The organism is Peribacillus frigoritolerans, assembly GCF_001636405.1.
Taxonomy (GTDB): domain Bacteria; phylum Bacillota; class Bacilli; order Bacillales; family DSM-1321; genus Peribacillus; species Peribacillus frigoritolerans.
Genome location: NZ_KV440950.1, coordinates 994,947 through 1,011,359, shown reverse-complemented (window position 1 = coordinate 1,011,359; position 16,413 = coordinate 994,947). Strand labels below are relative to the sequence as shown.

The window sequence follows — 16,413 nt, the reverse complement described above, 5'->3', positions numbered from 1 at the left end:
AACTATCCAACGTCAGTTAATTTCATTATAAACTCATTTCCTTTTTTAAACTAAATATTTAACACCTTGGAACATGGTTCTTTCTCTAAAAGATAAGATTTAGAATATGCTTGATAAAGAAGTTTCTTCGCTTTTATACACAACTTTCCCATCGTTTATTGTTAGTTCCACTTTAGTTTTTAGCACTTCACATTCTGGAATATCAAATAGATTTCTGTCTAATACCACAAGGTCAGCAAGTTTCCCCTCTTCTATTGTACCTAGCTCGTGCTCCCTGAAACATCCATGGGCTGAGCCATATGTATATGCTTGCAATGCCTCTGCCAAAGTGAGTTTTTGTTCAGGATGCCATGTGTTTTGTGAATCTCCGCTACTATCCACTCTAGTAATCGCAGTATATATTTGCCGCATTGGATTTAATGAGATGGATACCGGAAAGTCTGTTCCTAAAGCTAAAGATGTACCTGTATTTAATAGCGACTTCGTCAGGAAAACATTTTTTTCCCTTTCAGGACCTATTATTGAAGAATATACCTCTCTGGATGAAGCAGCCATGTGATCAGGCTGCATCGAGGCAATGACCCCCAGTTTTGAAAAACGTTCAATGTCATCCGAATCAATTACTTCAATATGCTCGATTGTATGCCTTGAGTCTCTTTTTCCATTCTTGCGTACAGCTTCTTCAAAAGCGTCTAAAGCTAAACGAATTGCCGCATCTCCAATAGCGTGAAACCTGATTCTAAATCCGAGTTCATCCGCTTTAACAACTCGATCGATCAATACTTCTGGATCAAGAGCTGGATGACCGCAAATATCCAATTGATCGGAGTAAGGTTTCAGGAAGTAAGCGGTATGACCCGTGACTGTTCCATCAACGAATTGCTTTAATCCCGAGAATTGCAGTTTCTTTGATACATATTTATTTCTAAGTATTTGAGCTTTGTCCAAATTGCCATCCAATTCAGGAGTGATATGAAATCTAGTCGTTAATTCTCCTTGCTTATCCAATTTCTCAAAAAGATCATAGTCTTGAAGGAAGTCATCTATTGGCGCAAACAAATCGTTTACAGAAGTAATTCCATATTGCGATAACAATCGTAAAAACTCTTTTAATATCGTTTCTTTTTTATTTTGTGTTAACCGTAATGCCTCTTTTAAAACGATTTGCTGGGCTTCTTCATATAAAATTCCAGTAAGTAAACCATTCTTATCTCTTTCATAGCGACCAAAATCCGGATCACGTATTTCCTCAGTAACTCCTGCTAATTCCATGGCCTTACTGTTCACCCATGTATAATGACCTTCAGCATGAAAAAGAACGACAGGACGATCTCGAATGACAGCGTCAAGAATTCTATAATGGGGCTCTTGTTTATCATGCCAATAACCTGCATCCCATTGCATGCCGATAATCCATCCTTCCTCAGGACATTCTTTAGAAAATTCCAGTACTTTTGCAGCCACTTCTTGAGCTGACCTGGCTTCAAATAAATTAATACTAGTTAAACTTAGTGCACTGAACATGATGTGGAGATGAAAATCATGAAATCCAGGCATAATCAATTGATTGCCATAGTTAAATACTTTTGTCCCACTTCCTATAAATTGTTCAATCTCTGCTTTTGATCCTACACTCAAAATTTTGTCACCTAAGATAGCTATTGCCCCAGACGTTGGCTCAAGTGTAAGCCCTGTGAAAATAGCATCACTGGAAAGGACAATATCCGCTTTTTTAATAGTCATGGAGTTTACCTCTTTTCATTCAAAATAATAAAACAGTAACTGATCATTGCACGAGTTTCACATCGAATTCTTCTTTTTGCTCTGCAAAATTCAGTTCAGGAGGACGTTCCTTAAACATTTTTGTTAAGTACAATAAGTAAATGAACCCTACTGTCATCCATGTGATTCCTAATACTAATGAATGGATATCCAACTTTGTCATAAACAATATAGTTATGCCGGTGCCTATTAAGGGAAGAAGGAAATATAAAATGATACTCTTAGGAGATCTCTGCTTCTGTCTCACAAAATAATGGATAAACACTGCAAGATTAACGAAAGTAAAAGCAAACAATGCTCCAAAATTAATGAAAGAAGTAGCCGTTGCGATATCCAAAAATACGGCGCTCATTGCAACACAAGCAATGATCAAGATATTGAATATGGGCGTTTGAAATTTTGGAGAAACATATCCGAAAATCCGCTTAGGCAGAACATTATCTCTCCCCATTGCATACAAAATCCGGGCTCCGCTGCCTCCTGAAGCTATCGCAGAAGAAGTAGCGGATGTCACTACGACAGCAACAAACAAACTATTCAGAAAATTACCCCCGGTATAAATCATGATATCGACTATAGCTGTATCAGGGTTCTTAAAAGCATTGAAATTCGGGAAAATTGATTGTAAAAAATAGGTAGCTGCAACAAATAATAACCCTCCAATCAATGTCGTAGCATAAATAGCTTTAGGAAGTGTTTTTTTCGGATTTTTGGTCTCTTCTGCAAGTGTAGTAACCGCATCAAACCCAAGAAAACTAAAACATAATAAAGGTACAATCGAAAGCAGATTATTAATATTCACGTCTGGACTAAAAAAAGGATCTTTAGAAAATAACTCCCCGGTGCCTTTTCCTGCTAAAAGTCCATTTATGCAAAGCAGGCTGAAGATCATGATAAAAAGAAATTGAAATATCACCAAAAAGGTATTCACATTTGCAGCGACCTTAATTCCAAAAATATTAATCGCTGTCACAGCAATGATAAAAGAAATGATAACGGCAACGATAGGAATACCAGGGAAGTAAGCATTCACCATAATCCCAAAAAGTAAAGCGCTGATCATAGGACTGAAAAGATAATCCAATAAAATCACCCATCCTACCAGGAAACCAAGGTGTGAATTAATTCCTTTCTGCACAAAGGTATAAGCTGACCCGGTAGTGGGATATACCTGAACCATTTTTGCGTAACTATATGAAGTGAATAGCATGACAATTAACGCGATTATGTATGCTGTCGGAATCATTCCATGGGTACGATCAATAGCGATGCCATATGTGCTAAAGACTGTCACTGGCGCCATAAAGGAAAGTCCAAATACAATTACATATCTTGTATTCAGTGAACGCTTAAGCTCGGGGAATCCTTTCATCGCAAAGAGCTGCCTCCTTTATTAAATAAATGGGCTGTTTTTAAGTTAAAGTGATTTTAATTATCTTCTTTCGCACCTAATGCTGCCAGGCTGGCAAATTCATGTACAAGTGTTGCCGCTAAAAGTGAAGTGATTTGACTTGGATCATATGAAGGCAGCACTTCAACCACGTCATATCCTATAAAGTTAAATTCAGTTAGAGAACGTATCATTTTTAATGTATCATAGCTGCTAAAACCACCAATTTCAGGTGTACCTGTTCCTGGGGCAAAAGAAGGATCAACGAAATCTATATCAAATGTCAAGAAACAAGGGGTGTTACCAATCGTTTTTCTAATCTCTTTCAAAACATCTTCAAATCCACGATTGGAAAGTTCACCAGTTGTAATCAGGCGATAGCCTAAATCAAGGCTTGCCTGTAAATCTCCAGAGTGGTTTAGCGTGCCGCGGATTCCTATTTGAAACACTTTATCTTCCTGCAGTAAACCTTCTTCGTGGGCACGAATGAAAGGAGATCCATGCCAATATTTTTCCTCATAATATGTATCCCAGGTATCTGTATGGGAATCAAAATGAATCATGGCTACTGGTCCATATACCTTTGCCGCAGCTCGTAAACTAGCTAAAGTAACAGAATGGTCTCCCCCTAATCCAATCGGTATGACCCCTTTGGACATCAATTCATGAATGGATTCCTTCATTAGCTCATAGCTTCGATGAATATTATGGGGAATAACAGGGATATCGCCAATATCAATGGCGTTCATTTGTTCAAAAGGATATACATTATGAATCGGATGATAAGGAAACAGGGTCATGGATGATTGGCGAATGGCTTGGGGAGCAAACCTGGCTCCTACCCGAAAAGATGCTGCTGTATCAAAAGGCATACCTACAATTGCCAGCTTTGCATCATGCTTTTGAGAAGGTAAACGCATAAAAGTTCCTGTTGTACAAAACTCTGGCTTTACATCTGGTGTAAGTGGATATTTCATAATTATCATCTCCTGGTTTTAAAAGTCTACTGATATGATTTACAAATACAATGTGTAATCGCTTACAAAGTATGATTCATTGAATTACTTTTTATGTCTAACACCTACTTTTTTGCACTATATTAACTAACGGTAGTTAGTATTAAACCAAATATAAACATAATTGTTAAAAAAGTCAAACTATTTTTAATAGTCGATTTGACTATTTAGTAATACAAAAAAAACGTTCAGTGATTCCGGAAATACGCTCCCTTTCCGCCGACTGCCTGCCAAGCCTCCTCGACGCAAGCGTCTGTGGGGTCAGAACTAGCCAGTATTTCGGCAGGAGTGCCGCAAATTTCTTCAATCCAATAAGAGGTTTAATAAAACAGTAAACCATTAAGGATAATCTAGTTCAGTTGATTTCCACTACAGGCACTCGCTTTCCGCGGGCGGTCCGGGAGCCTCCTCGGCCTTGCGCCTGCGGGGTCTCCCCTCGACACGCTTTTCCCGCAGGAGTCTCGCACCCTCCGTTCCAATCAACTTTAAAATTTTAGGTAAAATCCTTTTGTCGACAAAGTGAGAGCTGCATTATTGAAGTAAAAGCACCCATTAGTTCATTAAGGAAAGCATGCTTTTTTAAAGAATTCGCCCTTAATGGAATGACACCTGAGCTTCTAATAGAATTTTACACTTGTTTCTTAATAGATAGACCCGCCTTAGTTACGTTGATCATTTTTCTGAACTTTGGCGATTATTAGTAATATCAATGGCAGCAGAAACCCGAATGTCATGGCATAAAACGGCCAGATTTCTGTAATGAATTTATTATAATGGACAATATTCGGTGACATCATCAGAGTAAAGGCAATCAAGAGGATACCAAACGGAAAAACCAGAGGACGATAATCTTGCAATTTTAACGTTTGTGCCGTACTTAAAACGGTCACATAAAAAAACAAACTAAATCTAATAAAAATTGTGATGAACCATATTATGGCTATTATTGCTTCCAGCCGCGTCAGGAAATCAGCGATATTTATCTTCTTTGCCAACATATAGATTGGATAATTTTGTCTTATCGTTGACTCGGAACCAAGTACAAGAATGGCTAACATGGTTATAATGATCAAAACACTTCCAGCCAACAATTGACCGACAAAAAGGCTTTTTCTTATTTTGGCTTTTTGACTTACGAACGGGAGGATCATTAGAATCGCAACCGGTTCAATAAACGGAAAAACAAAAAATGGTATAGAACCCCGTATAACCTGTTTCACTCCCCCCTCCCATACGGGTTGCAGGTTTTGAAATTTAATCTCAGGAAGCAGAAGAATTATCAAGGTTGATATCAGTAATAAAACAAAGGGGAAAAATATTTCCGCGCTTCGGGCCAAAGGTTCCAAACCAAGACGCGCGGCCATGAGGACGACACTCATAAAAAGAATCATGATCACTTGAATTGGAGTATCAGGCATAATATGACTTATCATAAAATCACCAATTTCACTCAGATAAGTCGCTGTAGTTATAAAGAAGTAGCTTATAAATAGAAGAGAAATTGCCATTCCCAGCCACTTCCCCAGAATTTTTTGGCTGTATTCCACTAATGTTAAATCAGGATAACATTTCCTTAAGGCCTCATATATCAAAACAATCAATAACGGTGCTATTGCCACGCTTATCATGCCCGAAATCCAAGCATCTTGTTCAGCTTCGGAAGCGACAACGGAGGGAAGGACTAAAATAGAATCTCCAAGCGTATATAGAATCACTAATATCAACAGTTGACGGCTTCCGATTTTACCCTTCTCGAGCATTTTCATAAGTTCCTTTCACGACAAAACGGTAAGTTATAGACAAAACGCAGAAATTCTGATTCCATAACCATTATTGACAGAAGAAGACTATACAAACCCTGTTGAGTGCAAGTTATTTTTACTCCCGTTGAAAGGATACCTTAGAGCTTCGATTCAATTTCTAATTTAAAAAGTATCGCTCCATGAAAAAAGAGCTGCATATGCAGCCTAAATGTAGACAAACCCTTTGAAAATTAAGTTTTCCTCAGTTTTTATTTGGGTTTATAAAACCTCGAATTTCGATTTCCACTACAGGCACTCGCTTTCCGCGGGCGGTCCAGGATCCTCCTCGGTGCGCTTTTCCCGCAGGAGTTTCGCACACCCGCTCCAACCAACTTTGTTTTGAAATTTTGGATAAACCCCTTTTGTCTACAAACTCAAGCGCTGCCAAAGCAGCTCCCTTATTGAAGTACCAGTCCTTAATAAAAGTAATAATTGTTATTTTAACGTCATTTTATTTTATTGATTAAACAACTACAATTAGCCTAACACCCCCTCAAACTAAAACAGAAGTTTAACCATCATTTTCCCTGCTTCTTTTTCCTTCAAAATATATCGATGCCGCAAGAATGATGATTGCAATTGATACAATGCCAGATAGCCAAAATAAGTCCATATCCGTGAAATACCCTACTATATTAACAATGGAAAGCGCGAATATCAAAATTAGTGATAAAACATCCTTTTTGTTTTGTTTCCGTTTTTCAAAGAATAATCCCAGTATTTTTTCAACCATTCTAAAACACCTCCTTATTTTTCCACAATTAATACCGCTTCTAAATTCTCACTTTTTATCGTGAGCTCAAACTGCACGACGCAAAGCAGTTTTTTCCGCATCCTCATTTCCTTTATATTTCAAATTTCATGAGTATGAGCAGCCTTTAGATGTTCAAAATAAGATAAGGGCGGACCACTGATCATCAAGGTAAATAATAAAAAACAAAAAATATATTGAAATATCAATTTAATTTAGTTATAATACTGTACGGTCTTAGTATTACTGTTTATATAATTTTTAGAAAATTTAATAATTTTCTAAAATAGCAAATTTTGGTCGGAGGGTTTATTTTGTCTAATAAGGTTCCATCTTCATTTATAGTAGTGATTGGGTTCATGTTATTTGCCCTTTTCTTCGGTGCAGGGAATTTAATTTTCCCGCCAATGCTTGGTCAATCGGCAGGCATGAATATCTGGTCGGCTAATGCAGGGTTTTTGGTCACAGGAGTAGGATTACCGTTACTTGGTGTACTGGCACTCGGTTTTTCTGGAAAAGATGACTTACAATCATTAGCGAGCCGTGTCCATCCAGTATTTGGTATTGTATTCACAACCATTCTTTATTTAGCCATTGGTCCATTATTCGCCATGCCTAGAACAGGAAACGTTTCTTTTGAGATCGGTGTAAAACCTTTTTTGCCTGAAGATCCAGGTCCATTGCCTTTACTTATTTTCACCATCATCTTTTTTACACTTTCATGTCTTCTTTCGCTCAATCCTGCGAAAATTGTCGAAATTGTGGGGAAAGTTTTGACACCCATCAAGTTGACGTTCATTGGAATCCTGGTGGTAGTCGCTTTCGTTAATCCAATTGGAGATTTTGAAGCACCTGCCGAGCACTATATGGTTCAACCATTTTTTAACGGGTTCAGAGAAGGATATTTAACCATGGATACTCTTGCATCTTTTGTTTTTGGCATCATCATCATTAATGCCATCAAAGAAAAAGGTGCCAAAACAAAAAAACAAATCATGATCGTTTGTGGAAAAGCGACTGCCATTGCGGCGGTTATCCTTGCTACCATTTATACAGCTCTCTCTTATATGGGTGCTTCAAGCGTTGGGGAACTTGGACGCTTGGATAATGGAGGCATTATCTTGGCGAAAGTCTCGGATTACTACTTTGGTTCATATGGCGGGCTATTATTGGGCTTAATGATCACAGTAGCTTGTATTACGACGAGCGTAGGACTCATTACCTCTTGCTCGACGTACTTCCATAAACTATTTCCAAGTCTGCCTTACAAAACGATTGCCATAAGTTTATCCATTTTCAGTGCAATCATTGCCAATATTGGACTAACTGAGTTAATTGCCATTTCAGTACCGGTTATGACAGCCATTTATCCATTAGCCATTGTTTTGATCTTCCTAACATTTCTTCATTCCTTATTTAAGGGAAGACCTGAAGTTTATCAAGGCAGCTTACTTTTAACATTCATCGTCAGTCTATTTGATGGATTAAATGGAGCAGGTGTACACATTACTTTCATCAATGATTTCTTCACTGCAATACTTCCTATGTATGAAGCTGGGCTTGGGTGGATCATCCCTGCCATTGTTGGAGGATTCATTGGGTATGCAAGCAGCGTCTTAAAGTCGAAATTCGGTCATGATCACCAAATTGATTAAATGATATAAAATCAGTCCAGGCATATACACTGTAGATGAACTCGAGATAAGCGAGTTTGCCTACAGTTTTTTTATTAAAAAACGTCTCAGTTGGTTTCATCCCATAAACCATAACCAAGTCTTGTTTTCAATTTCAATTTACGATGGCGTCACCGTCTTTTATAGCACTGACCGCTATAACCTCATAAGATCGGAAACCTCAATGCTTTCATCCGTGAAGGCTTGGACCTGTTCTTTAATTTAAAAACAAATAAAAACGTAAGCACATCATCACTCCGAGAAATATTCTTTTTTCCTCCGTCTTGTCTTGGACCATGTTGAAGATTGACATTAACCAATATACCATAAACCGTAACTCATTATGGGTAATCCACCATAAATATCCAACCATACCGTAACTCAACATACAAAAAGCTGCCATAAAGGCAGCTCCAGACTGAAAGAAAAGCAAGTTTATCTACGCGTTCTTTATTTATTAAACATTCCTGTGGATAACGGTAAAAAAACAATAAGGATAATCTAGTCCTGTTTTAAAATCATGGTTCGGTGTGAGACCATGTTGATAGCAGGGATAAAACATCACATTTCTTTAATTTCACATTTCTTTAATTTCACATTTATTCCGTAATTTCTTCAGCAATTGGAAAATCTGACCTCGATGATGTGATTCATGTTCAATCAAATGGTAAACGACCCATTCAGGTGTGACGTCATATTGATCAAGCACCCTCGGTTTACGCCACTCCTTCAGGTCCATCGTGCGGAAGTTTGAAAGAAATACCTCACGCACCTTATTGAGTCGGTAGAAATGTTCGTCCAATGTTTGTCCTTCAATATGATTTAGGGAGCCATCTTCAGCACGGCACCCTACTGGAAACAACGCGGATATTTCCGTATCCCATTCCGTAACAAGGACCTCTTCGTATAACCAATCTGCCTCTATCAGCGCGATGTGATATAACATCGAGCCAATCGTTTGCCTTTCATCGATTTTCGAATCGAGTATATTTTGGCTGATTCCAGTCAATTCTGATATAAGCGTACGGCGAACATCTTCTAAACACCATAGCCACCGCCCAATTTCCTCTTCATATCCCGGTAATGCTGATACTAGCAATGCTCTTTTCTCCAACAAGACCATCCTCCTCTTCATGAACGTACATTCTATTTAAAAGTGATGTTTCCTTCTTTTTAATGGAAAATTACCCTTTATGGCCGGACAAAAAGAGCAATCTTTTCGATTGCTCCTTTTTCCAGATTTTTTCGTTTATGTTATCGATATCGCAGATCGAAATTAGCTCCCCAAAAAAAGATTGGCTCTCATCTCCTCTGATATACGCCTGCCCTGTAGATAATCCTGTTCCCGTTCTTGTTCAACCATCATGCGTTGCTCCAGTTTTTGAGCATATAGTGCATAGCCGATTCCATGAGCCTGAAACATCGCTTTTTCCATTGCCGACGTGTACGTTAGTTCGAGAAAATTAATGAAGAATCAATCCTTCCCATAGTGAATTTCGTACTCATCTTATCATTGAAAGGGATAACTCACAAAGTTGCTATGGCTCCATATTCACTGATAATTCAGATTTTTCAACGACTGTTTCCATCCCCGTGTCCAAAAACGCCAAATCGCTCGGTCTTCCTCTAATTTCCTTTTTTCATTCACAAAAATAGCCTCATTTATTTTTAAGACAAATTAAAAATCCCATTAACAAACCTATTGTTAATGGGATTGGATGTTTATTTATATGAACCGAAAATTTCCTTTGCCAATTTTCGCCCAGTAGGAGTCGCAGCCAAGCCGCCTTCTGCCGTTTCACGAAGTGCAACCGGCATGGTCAATCCTATTTTATACATGGCATCGATCACTTCGTCACATGGAATGCGGCTCGTAATGCCCGCAAGTGCCATATCAGCTGCCGTTATTGCGTTGGATGCACCCATTGCGTTACGTTTCACGCAAGGAACTTCAACCAACCCAGCCACTGGGTCACAAACCAATCCAAGCATATTCTTCAAAGTGATCGCCATCGCTTCTGCCGCTTGGCTTGGTGTACCGCCGGCCAGTTCCACTATCGCAGCTGCGGCCATTCCGCTTGCCGAGCCCACTTCTGCTTGGCAGCCACCAGCCGCTCCAGAAATGGAAGCATTGTTTGCAACCACGAATCCGAAGGCAGCGGAAGTGAAAAGAAATTCAATCATCTCTGCCCGGGTCGGGTTTAATTTTTCTTTCACGGCAAATAATGTACCGGGGACAACTCCCGCAGAACCTGCAGTCGGAGTGGCACAGATCATTCCCATTGCTGCATTCACTTCGTTCGTGGCAACAGCTTTACTGACGGCATCCAATAATAAATTACCTGCCAGTGCCTTGCCCGACTTGATATAATTTTGCAAAAGAACGGCATCTCCGCCCGTTAGGCCTGTCACGGATTGCACACCTTTCAGGCCTCTTTCCACCGCTTGTTCCATCACTGTCAAATTCCTGTCCATCTTTTCGATGATCTGTTCTCTCGACAGGCCTGAGAACTCCATTTCTTGTAAAATCATGATTTCCGCGATTTTCACATTTTTACTTTCAGCAAGTTCTACTAACTCTGCTACATTTCGGAACATGTTTTTACCTCCATATCTATGCCAGCACTTTTAATGATGATCATTCAACCATCCTTATGACTTGCGACACGTTTTCCAATCCTTCAATTTCCTTCATCACATCGCTCTGGATTTTCTGATCGACTTCAATCACCATGAGAGCCATTTGACCTTTTTCTTTTCGTGAAACTTCCATATGACCAATGTTAATTTCATGATTCGCCAATACGGTCGAAACGGAAGATATGATTCCAAACACATCGTTATGCACGACTAAAATGGCTGGGTTTTCCCCTGACAATTTGAGCTTGAATGTATTCAGCTCCGTTATTTCTATCGTTCCGCCGCCAATCGAGATCCCGACAAGTTCCAATTCCTTATCCTCGTCGAACAATCTGATTTTGACTGTATTAGGATGATCCATCACAGTATCCTCGATTGTAAAGGAAACGTCCATACCGGCTTCTTCCGCTATCGTTAAAGAGGCAGGGATTCGTTCATCATCCGTATCGAAATCCAAGATCCCGCCTACGACAGCAACATCCGTACCGTGTCCCCTGTATGTTTTTGCAAAAGAACCATATAAAGAAATAATCGCTTTCTTCGGTTGCTTTCCGAATAATGTCCTTGCTACTCTGCCAATTCTGGCAGCTCCTGCTGTATGTGAACTTGAAGGTCCAATCATGACGGGACCGATTATATCGAATGCAGATCTGTATTTCATCGTGTAATGCCCCATTTCTGGCAATAAATTTTTTAACCGTCTTTTAAAGTGAATGAAGATCAAAAAGCGGCATTATTACTATATTAAAATATTTTTATTATTTCTGCAATGAAAACCCTTTCATTGCATATCCCATATTAACATATATTACATAACATACCTACCAATATTTTTTATTATTTAACCTAGAAATAATATTTGATTCTTCAGTATTTTAAGATAATTAACCCATTCACTTACATGCCGTTTTCTTTTAAAATCATGTTCGGGGTGAGGCACTTTCTAATTACCTGTGTAATCAAACTAAAAAAAAGCAGCCATCAGGCTGCTTTTCCCTTCGATCTCCGATTTAACTCGCCTTTTTTTCATCTCTGGATTCAGCGGCACCCCAAATTTCGGATGCCCATTCAGGATGGTCGATGAATGGATTGCGGTTATTTTGCCAATCCTGAATGACATCATTGCGATGGCTCTCGAAATCGTCGACTGGATCGAGTTCATTCCATTTCAAGAGTGTCGATAGCTTTCCATGAAGCGGCTTCGGATACGTATTGACTGTATCGGATAATTCAAGATCCAACTCGCCGTTTCCTTCATATCGGACGGCCATGTAAAATAGCATCCGTGCTATATCGCCTTTAACATGGTCTGGCGGCTCCCATGAATCTGAATCAAACTTACATTCACATCCACTATATGTTTGACCCCCCTCGTCGAAATCAAGGTGGCCCCGTTTTCCATTGACTGTCACATCAGCGGGACGGAGGTGATGAAGGTCTGTCCCGGGACCTTTGCTTGTCCCAAAATCACCGTGGGACTTTGCCCAAACATGTTCGCGGTTCCATTGTCCGGCATTGCCCCCATTCGCGTTCTCCGAGATCGATTTTCCAGAGTAAAGCAAGATGACATTCTGTTTGTTCACCGGATCTTCATCCGTTTCTTTAAGGGCATTCCACACTTGATCATAAGATAACATCGTATGGCCCTTAATTATCGAGTGCAGAACCGCTTTCAATTCCGTTCCCGTTTTTCCTGCCGCCGTTTCGTAATAAACTTCAAGCGGCTTATCATTCGATACGGTCAACGTGAAACGGGCAACCGTTTCCGATAGCTGGTCCTCGGCCTTGACTGCGACAAGGTATGTTCCAGCTTCATTTGCAGGAAGCGTTAATGTCTGGCCAGTGACTGTACCGATAGTGGATGAAAAGGTCAGCTTATCCCCATCAGGATCTGAGAAGTGCTCACTTAAATCGATGGTTACCTTTGAACCGGCTTTCACTTCAAGATTTTCCAGTGTTTTCGTTAAGACGGGCGCATGATTTTCTTTAGGGTCGAAAGGGGAAGCAATTGCTTCCCCCTTGGAATCGACAAATTTGATATTCGATGTGTCGACACCTTCTGTTACCGACCATTTCTGAACATTTTCAGCGCCTCTGATTTCTTTTACATTAGCATTATCAATGATTACTTCCTTCACTTCCATGCCGCCAAAATCAATGATTGCCCCATCCTTATCCGGTTTAATCGTCACAGCAGCATTCTTCAGCCCAAGGCCTTTGAGTACAGCATATGAGCCTTTTAACCAGATACCTTCTTCGAAGCTGGATGTTTCATCAAGATCGATTAAAGCACTAGGTGAAGCAATCGTAAGTTTTTTCGTTTTAACGTTTGTCAGTTTATATGTTTTTTCTGGAGCGGGAGTTTCAACTCCGCCTGATTCAGATAAAGTGGTTGAAATCAATACAGGGTCATGATCGCTAGCCCTTCCGTGAACTTCCATGAAGGATGAATTAATATGGACAATATCGACTTTTGTGGCCGCGGCCATATTATTCGATACCAGGATATGGTCCAGTACTTGTGAATTGCCTTGATAGGTGTAAGAATAACGTTTCTCAAAAGGGACTTTCTCGATCATATTGGTTAAATCCTTGCCCTTCAATGTTTTAAGCGGAGCCGAAAATTCAAAATCATTAAAGTCTCCAAGCAAGACGATATTCGCTTCGGCATCCTGTGACTTGATATCACTGACAAACCGATTGACTATGGAGGCAATTTGAAGCCTTTGCGTTTCACTTGAAAGGACAGGTGGCTGGTTTTTGCCGAATAACGGCTGGTCACCGCCCTTGGAATTGAAATGATTGGCCACCACCACTACGCTTTCGCCTTTAAATTCGAATTGAGCCGCTAAAGGCTTTCTGCTTGATTTGAAGGCGGGATCGGCAGGCTCGATTCGTCCAGGGTTCAAGGTAAGTTTTCCATCTTTGAAAGCCACGGACTGTGTTGCCGTCCCTTTCGTTCCTTCAGTCAATTTGACACGGTCGGCATTATATAAAAAGCCTACACGGATATTCCCGCCAGGTGCACCGCCATCAAGTTTATCTTCTGGAGCGATATCGATGTATTGATATTGCGGTCCGCCCAGCTCTTTTATTTTGTCGGTTAACTTCTTGGCACTTTGGGCAGAATCCGTTGTCCCGCTATCTGTTGCCCCATCGTTATCCTGCATCTCCGTTACTCCGATGATATCGGGTTGTTTAAGATTGGTAATGATGGATGCTGCGATCGTTTCAACTTTCGAATTTGCGGTTTGAGTGGAGAAATTCTCTATATTATAGGAAGCGATCGATAGCTCATCAGCATCCTTCTCTAAAGATGTCACTTCCCGAGCCGTACCGCCATCCTTTAACGCCGGCAGCTGGGCTTTATCCGTCACTACCCTATAGTTGCTATATCCATAACTGATCACACCCGTGATCGAACCTTCAAAGAAATCACCCGTTTTGGCTGCAAATGTTTCATCATTTATATCCAGAGTAATTCTTTCAGGGTTGAAATCCGTTTCCGTTATTTTGACGCCGCCAACTGCAGTCGTCGTTTCCATACTCCCTGGAATCACGACCAATTCACCATAGTCTTGAGGAGCAACCACTTTCGGGTTATATACTTCTACAAGCATTCCTTCCAGACTCTCGTAGAAATCAATACCGTCTTCACCCGGATTAAAATCTGTCAATCTATCATCATCAATGTTCTCAGACGGCGGAATGACATCCTTTCCGATGACGATCGGTTCTGGCATCGATGCAGTGCCAAGCTTTTCAATCGTCGTATTGGTCAATTCAGTTGTCGGCAGATCCGTCGTTTTCATTTCAGCGTATCCTTCGATATACCATTCGGCGACTTTACCTGCCACTTTGACATGATCGCCCGCTTTTAGGCCATGCGCTTTGTTATACACAAGTATTCCCTCGGAAGTCGTTAAGTCCTTATCCGGGTTGGGATCTTGCATGTAAAAGTTATTCGCATCTTTTACATAAGTGACGACACCTTCCACACCTGAGACGAGTTGAGTTTCATAAGATGAAAAATGATTCATCCCCTGAATGTCACGAATCTTCACTTCAGTGGTTTTATTAACGGTATAGGCAAATGTGAAAACTTCCGATGTCTTGTCGTTGACAGCGATTGCCTTGATGACCGTATCTTTCGTTAAAATGATAGGTTCTGTGTACACAGCACTTGAAGACGTTGGTGCGGATCCATCCAGCGTATAATGGATTTTCGCTCCTTCCCAACCAGATTCAAGTGATACCTTTGTATTTTCACTAACCGTACCAGGGAAAATATCCGTGTAAACGGCCGGTTTGTTCACCAGTTCATAATCTTCAATACCACGCGGCTTCAACTGGTACGTGTCATTGAACCTCGATCCGATTCCGGTTACGGAAATGACATCCCCTGCTTTAAAGCTTTTCACGAAATCTTCATAGCTCGAACCGGTCCGGTTATCATGGCGAACGATGACGGATTTCCCTTCAATATCTTCCGCTTTGAATTCGAATGTTCCGTATGTGCCCGATGGGGCCAATTCTGTAATGGTCGCCTTATCGATGGTGACCAGCTCACCTTGTGTATCCTCATTGACCCCTGAGGCATCAACCTTTTGGATTACAGGAAGTTCATTATCAGAAGATACGACTTCAAGGGAAGTTGGTTGGATTTGTAATTCCTTATTATAAGCGGATACACGTCCGATTAATCTAACCTTATCCCCTTGCTTTACTTCCGCAGGCCACGAAGAACCATAAACATATAGCCCTGCCGTTTCATCTTGGATATAAAAACCTTTTCCTCCCCAATAACCAAGTCCTGTCGTTACCACCCCATCGACCTGCACGACATCTTCCGTATTCGTGCGCGCCTCGGCAATGGAATCCAGAACCTTCACATCAGGCTGTTCAGGGGTTGTTCCCCCATCAGTGATGATCGTGAAATCCGTTGCGGATTTCAGGCCGGGTACTGAAAAGTACTTTTCCAGCTTCCCCGTAATCGTCACCTGCGCTTTAAGTAATTCCGGATGTTCGACCAAATTCAAAGCCGTTCGGATACTTCCGGCTGGAAGCTGAACAGGCATGATTTTCTTAACATCCGTTTCATCCGGACTATCGGCAATGCCTATGTTCGTACTTTCAGTAAAAGGCGATGTTTGTTGATAGCTTGTACCGCTTTTAGCTGTACCGACGATATATCCCTTCACCGTCGCCGTTCCGCTGTTATTATTAATCGCTTCCACGACCGATATTGTCCCTTCGGCATTTGCTGCGGCTGCATTTGGCAGAACCGTTGACAGTACGATCAGTATGGCAAAGAAAAGCTTGCTTATCCCGTTCTTCTTCAAGATCTCAACCCCTCCAA

11 protein-coding genes are annotated in these 16,413 nt (G+C 40.6%); 1 reads left to right on the top strand and 10 read right to left on the bottom strand.

All coding sequences use genetic code 11. The features are described 5' to 3' along the window. Positions 1-99: 99 nt before the first annotated feature. The 5 genes from A6755_RS04920 to A6755_RS04895 form a co-directional block, all read right to left on the bottom strand. Entirely contained in the window at positions 100-1,743 is a 1,644-nt protein-coding gene (locus tag A6755_RS04920; RefSeq protein WP_063589930.1) for an amidohydrolase, read from the bottom strand. Between the two features lie 43 nt (positions 1,744-1,786). Beyond that, the gene (locus tag A6755_RS04915) at positions 1,787-3,154 is read right to left on the bottom strand and encodes an APC family permease (RefSeq protein WP_063589929.1); all 1,368 of its coding nucleotides are present in this window, start codon (positions 3,152-3,154) and stop codon (positions 1,787-1,789) included. Positions 3,155-3,210: 56 nt separating this feature from the next. Then, positions 3,211-4,149, bottom strand: coding sequence for an agmatinase (speB, locus tag A6755_RS04910; protein ID WP_054399163.1), 939 nt, complete (start codon positions 4,147-4,149; stop codon positions 3,211-3,213). 698 nt (positions 4,150-4,847) lie between these two features. Then, positions 4,848-5,948, bottom strand: a complete 1,101-nt coding sequence (locus A6755_RS04905) for a GerAB/ArcD/ProY family transporter (RefSeq protein WP_063589928.1) — start codon at positions 5,946-5,948, stop codon at positions 4,848-4,850. A gap of 553 nt (positions 5,949-6,501) precedes the next feature. After that, complete coding sequence (locus A6755_RS04895) at positions 6,502-6,723, bottom strand: hypothetical protein (RefSeq protein ID WP_063589926.1); 222 nt, start codon at positions 6,721-6,723, stop codon at positions 6,502-6,504. 332 nt (positions 6,724-7,055) lie between these two features. On the opposite strand from A6755_RS04895, the gene brnQ reads away from it, so the two are divergent. After that, positions 7,056-8,396, top strand: coding sequence for a branched-chain amino acid transport system II carrier protein (gene brnQ, locus A6755_RS04890; protein ID WP_034310842.1), 1,341 nt, complete (start codon positions 7,056-7,058; stop codon positions 8,394-8,396). A 595-nt stretch (positions 8,397-8,991) separates the two neighbouring features. On the opposite strand, the gene A6755_RS04880 is transcribed toward brnQ, so the two are convergent. The 5 genes from A6755_RS04880 to A6755_RS04865 form a co-directional block, all read right to left on the bottom strand. Then, positions 8,992-9,531, bottom strand: coding sequence for a DinB family protein (locus A6755_RS04880; RefSeq protein ID WP_244889634.1), 540 nt, complete (start codon positions 9,529-9,531; stop codon positions 8,992-8,994). A 159-nt stretch (positions 9,532-9,690) separates the two neighbouring features. Further along, positions 9,691-9,837, bottom strand: a complete 147-nt coding sequence (locus A6755_RS28430) for a YuzK family famiily protein (protein WP_197281894.1) — start codon at positions 9,835-9,837, stop codon at positions 9,691-9,693. A 299-nt stretch (positions 9,838-10,136) separates the two neighbouring features. After that, on the bottom strand, positions 10,137-11,012 hold the full coding sequence (gene sdaAA, locus A6755_RS04875) for an L-serine ammonia-lyase, iron-sulfur-dependent, subunit alpha (protein WP_053536547.1): 876 nt from the start codon (positions 11,010-11,012) through the stop codon (positions 10,137-10,139). A 40-nt stretch (positions 11,013-11,052) separates the two neighbouring features. Further along, a complete protein-coding gene (gene sdaAB / locus A6755_RS04870; protein ID WP_054399153.1) occupies positions 11,053-11,715 on the bottom strand; it encodes an L-serine ammonia-lyase, iron-sulfur-dependent subunit beta in 663 nt (220 codons plus the stop codon). A 349-nt stretch (positions 11,716-12,064) separates the two neighbouring features. Next, positions 12,065-16,396 (bottom strand): endonuclease, encoded by a 4,332-nt coding sequence (locus A6755_RS04865; protein WP_063589924.1) that lies wholly within the window; start codon positions 16,394-16,396, stop codon positions 12,065-12,067. Positions 16,397-16,413: the final 17 nt, after the last annotated feature.

Excerpts from the sequence above, each read along its gene's own strand:
- A6755_RS04920 (WP_063589930.1), bottom strand. The coding sequence starts at position 1,743 with ATGACTATTAAAAAAGCGGATATTGTCCTTTCCAGTGATGCTATTTTC.
- A6755_RS04915 (WP_063589929.1), bottom strand. The coding sequence starts at position 3,154 with ATGAAAGGATTCCCCGAGCTTAAGCGTTCACTGAATACAAGATATGTA.
- speB (WP_054399163.1), bottom strand. The coding sequence starts at position 4,149 with ATGAAATATCCACTTACACCAGATGTAAAGCCAGAGTTTTGTACAACA.
- A6755_RS04905 (WP_063589928.1), bottom strand. The coding sequence starts at position 5,948 with ATGCTCGAGAAGGGTAAAATCGGAAGCCGTCAACTGTTGATATTAGTG.
- A6755_RS04895 (WP_063589926.1), bottom strand. The coding sequence starts at position 6,723 with ATGGTTGAAAAAATACTGGGATTATTCTTTGAAAAACGGAAACAAAAC.
- A6755_RS28430 (WP_197281894.1), bottom strand. The coding sequence starts at position 9,837 with ATGTTTCAGGCTCATGGAATCGGCTATGCACTATATGCTCAAAAACTG.
- sdaAA (WP_053536547.1), bottom strand. The coding sequence starts at position 11,012 with ATGTTCCGAAATGTAGCAGAGTTAGTAGAACTTGCTGAAAGTAAAAAT.
- sdaAB (WP_054399153.1), bottom strand. The coding sequence starts at position 11,715 with ATGAAATACAGATCTGCATTCGATATAATCGGTCCCGTCATGATTGGA.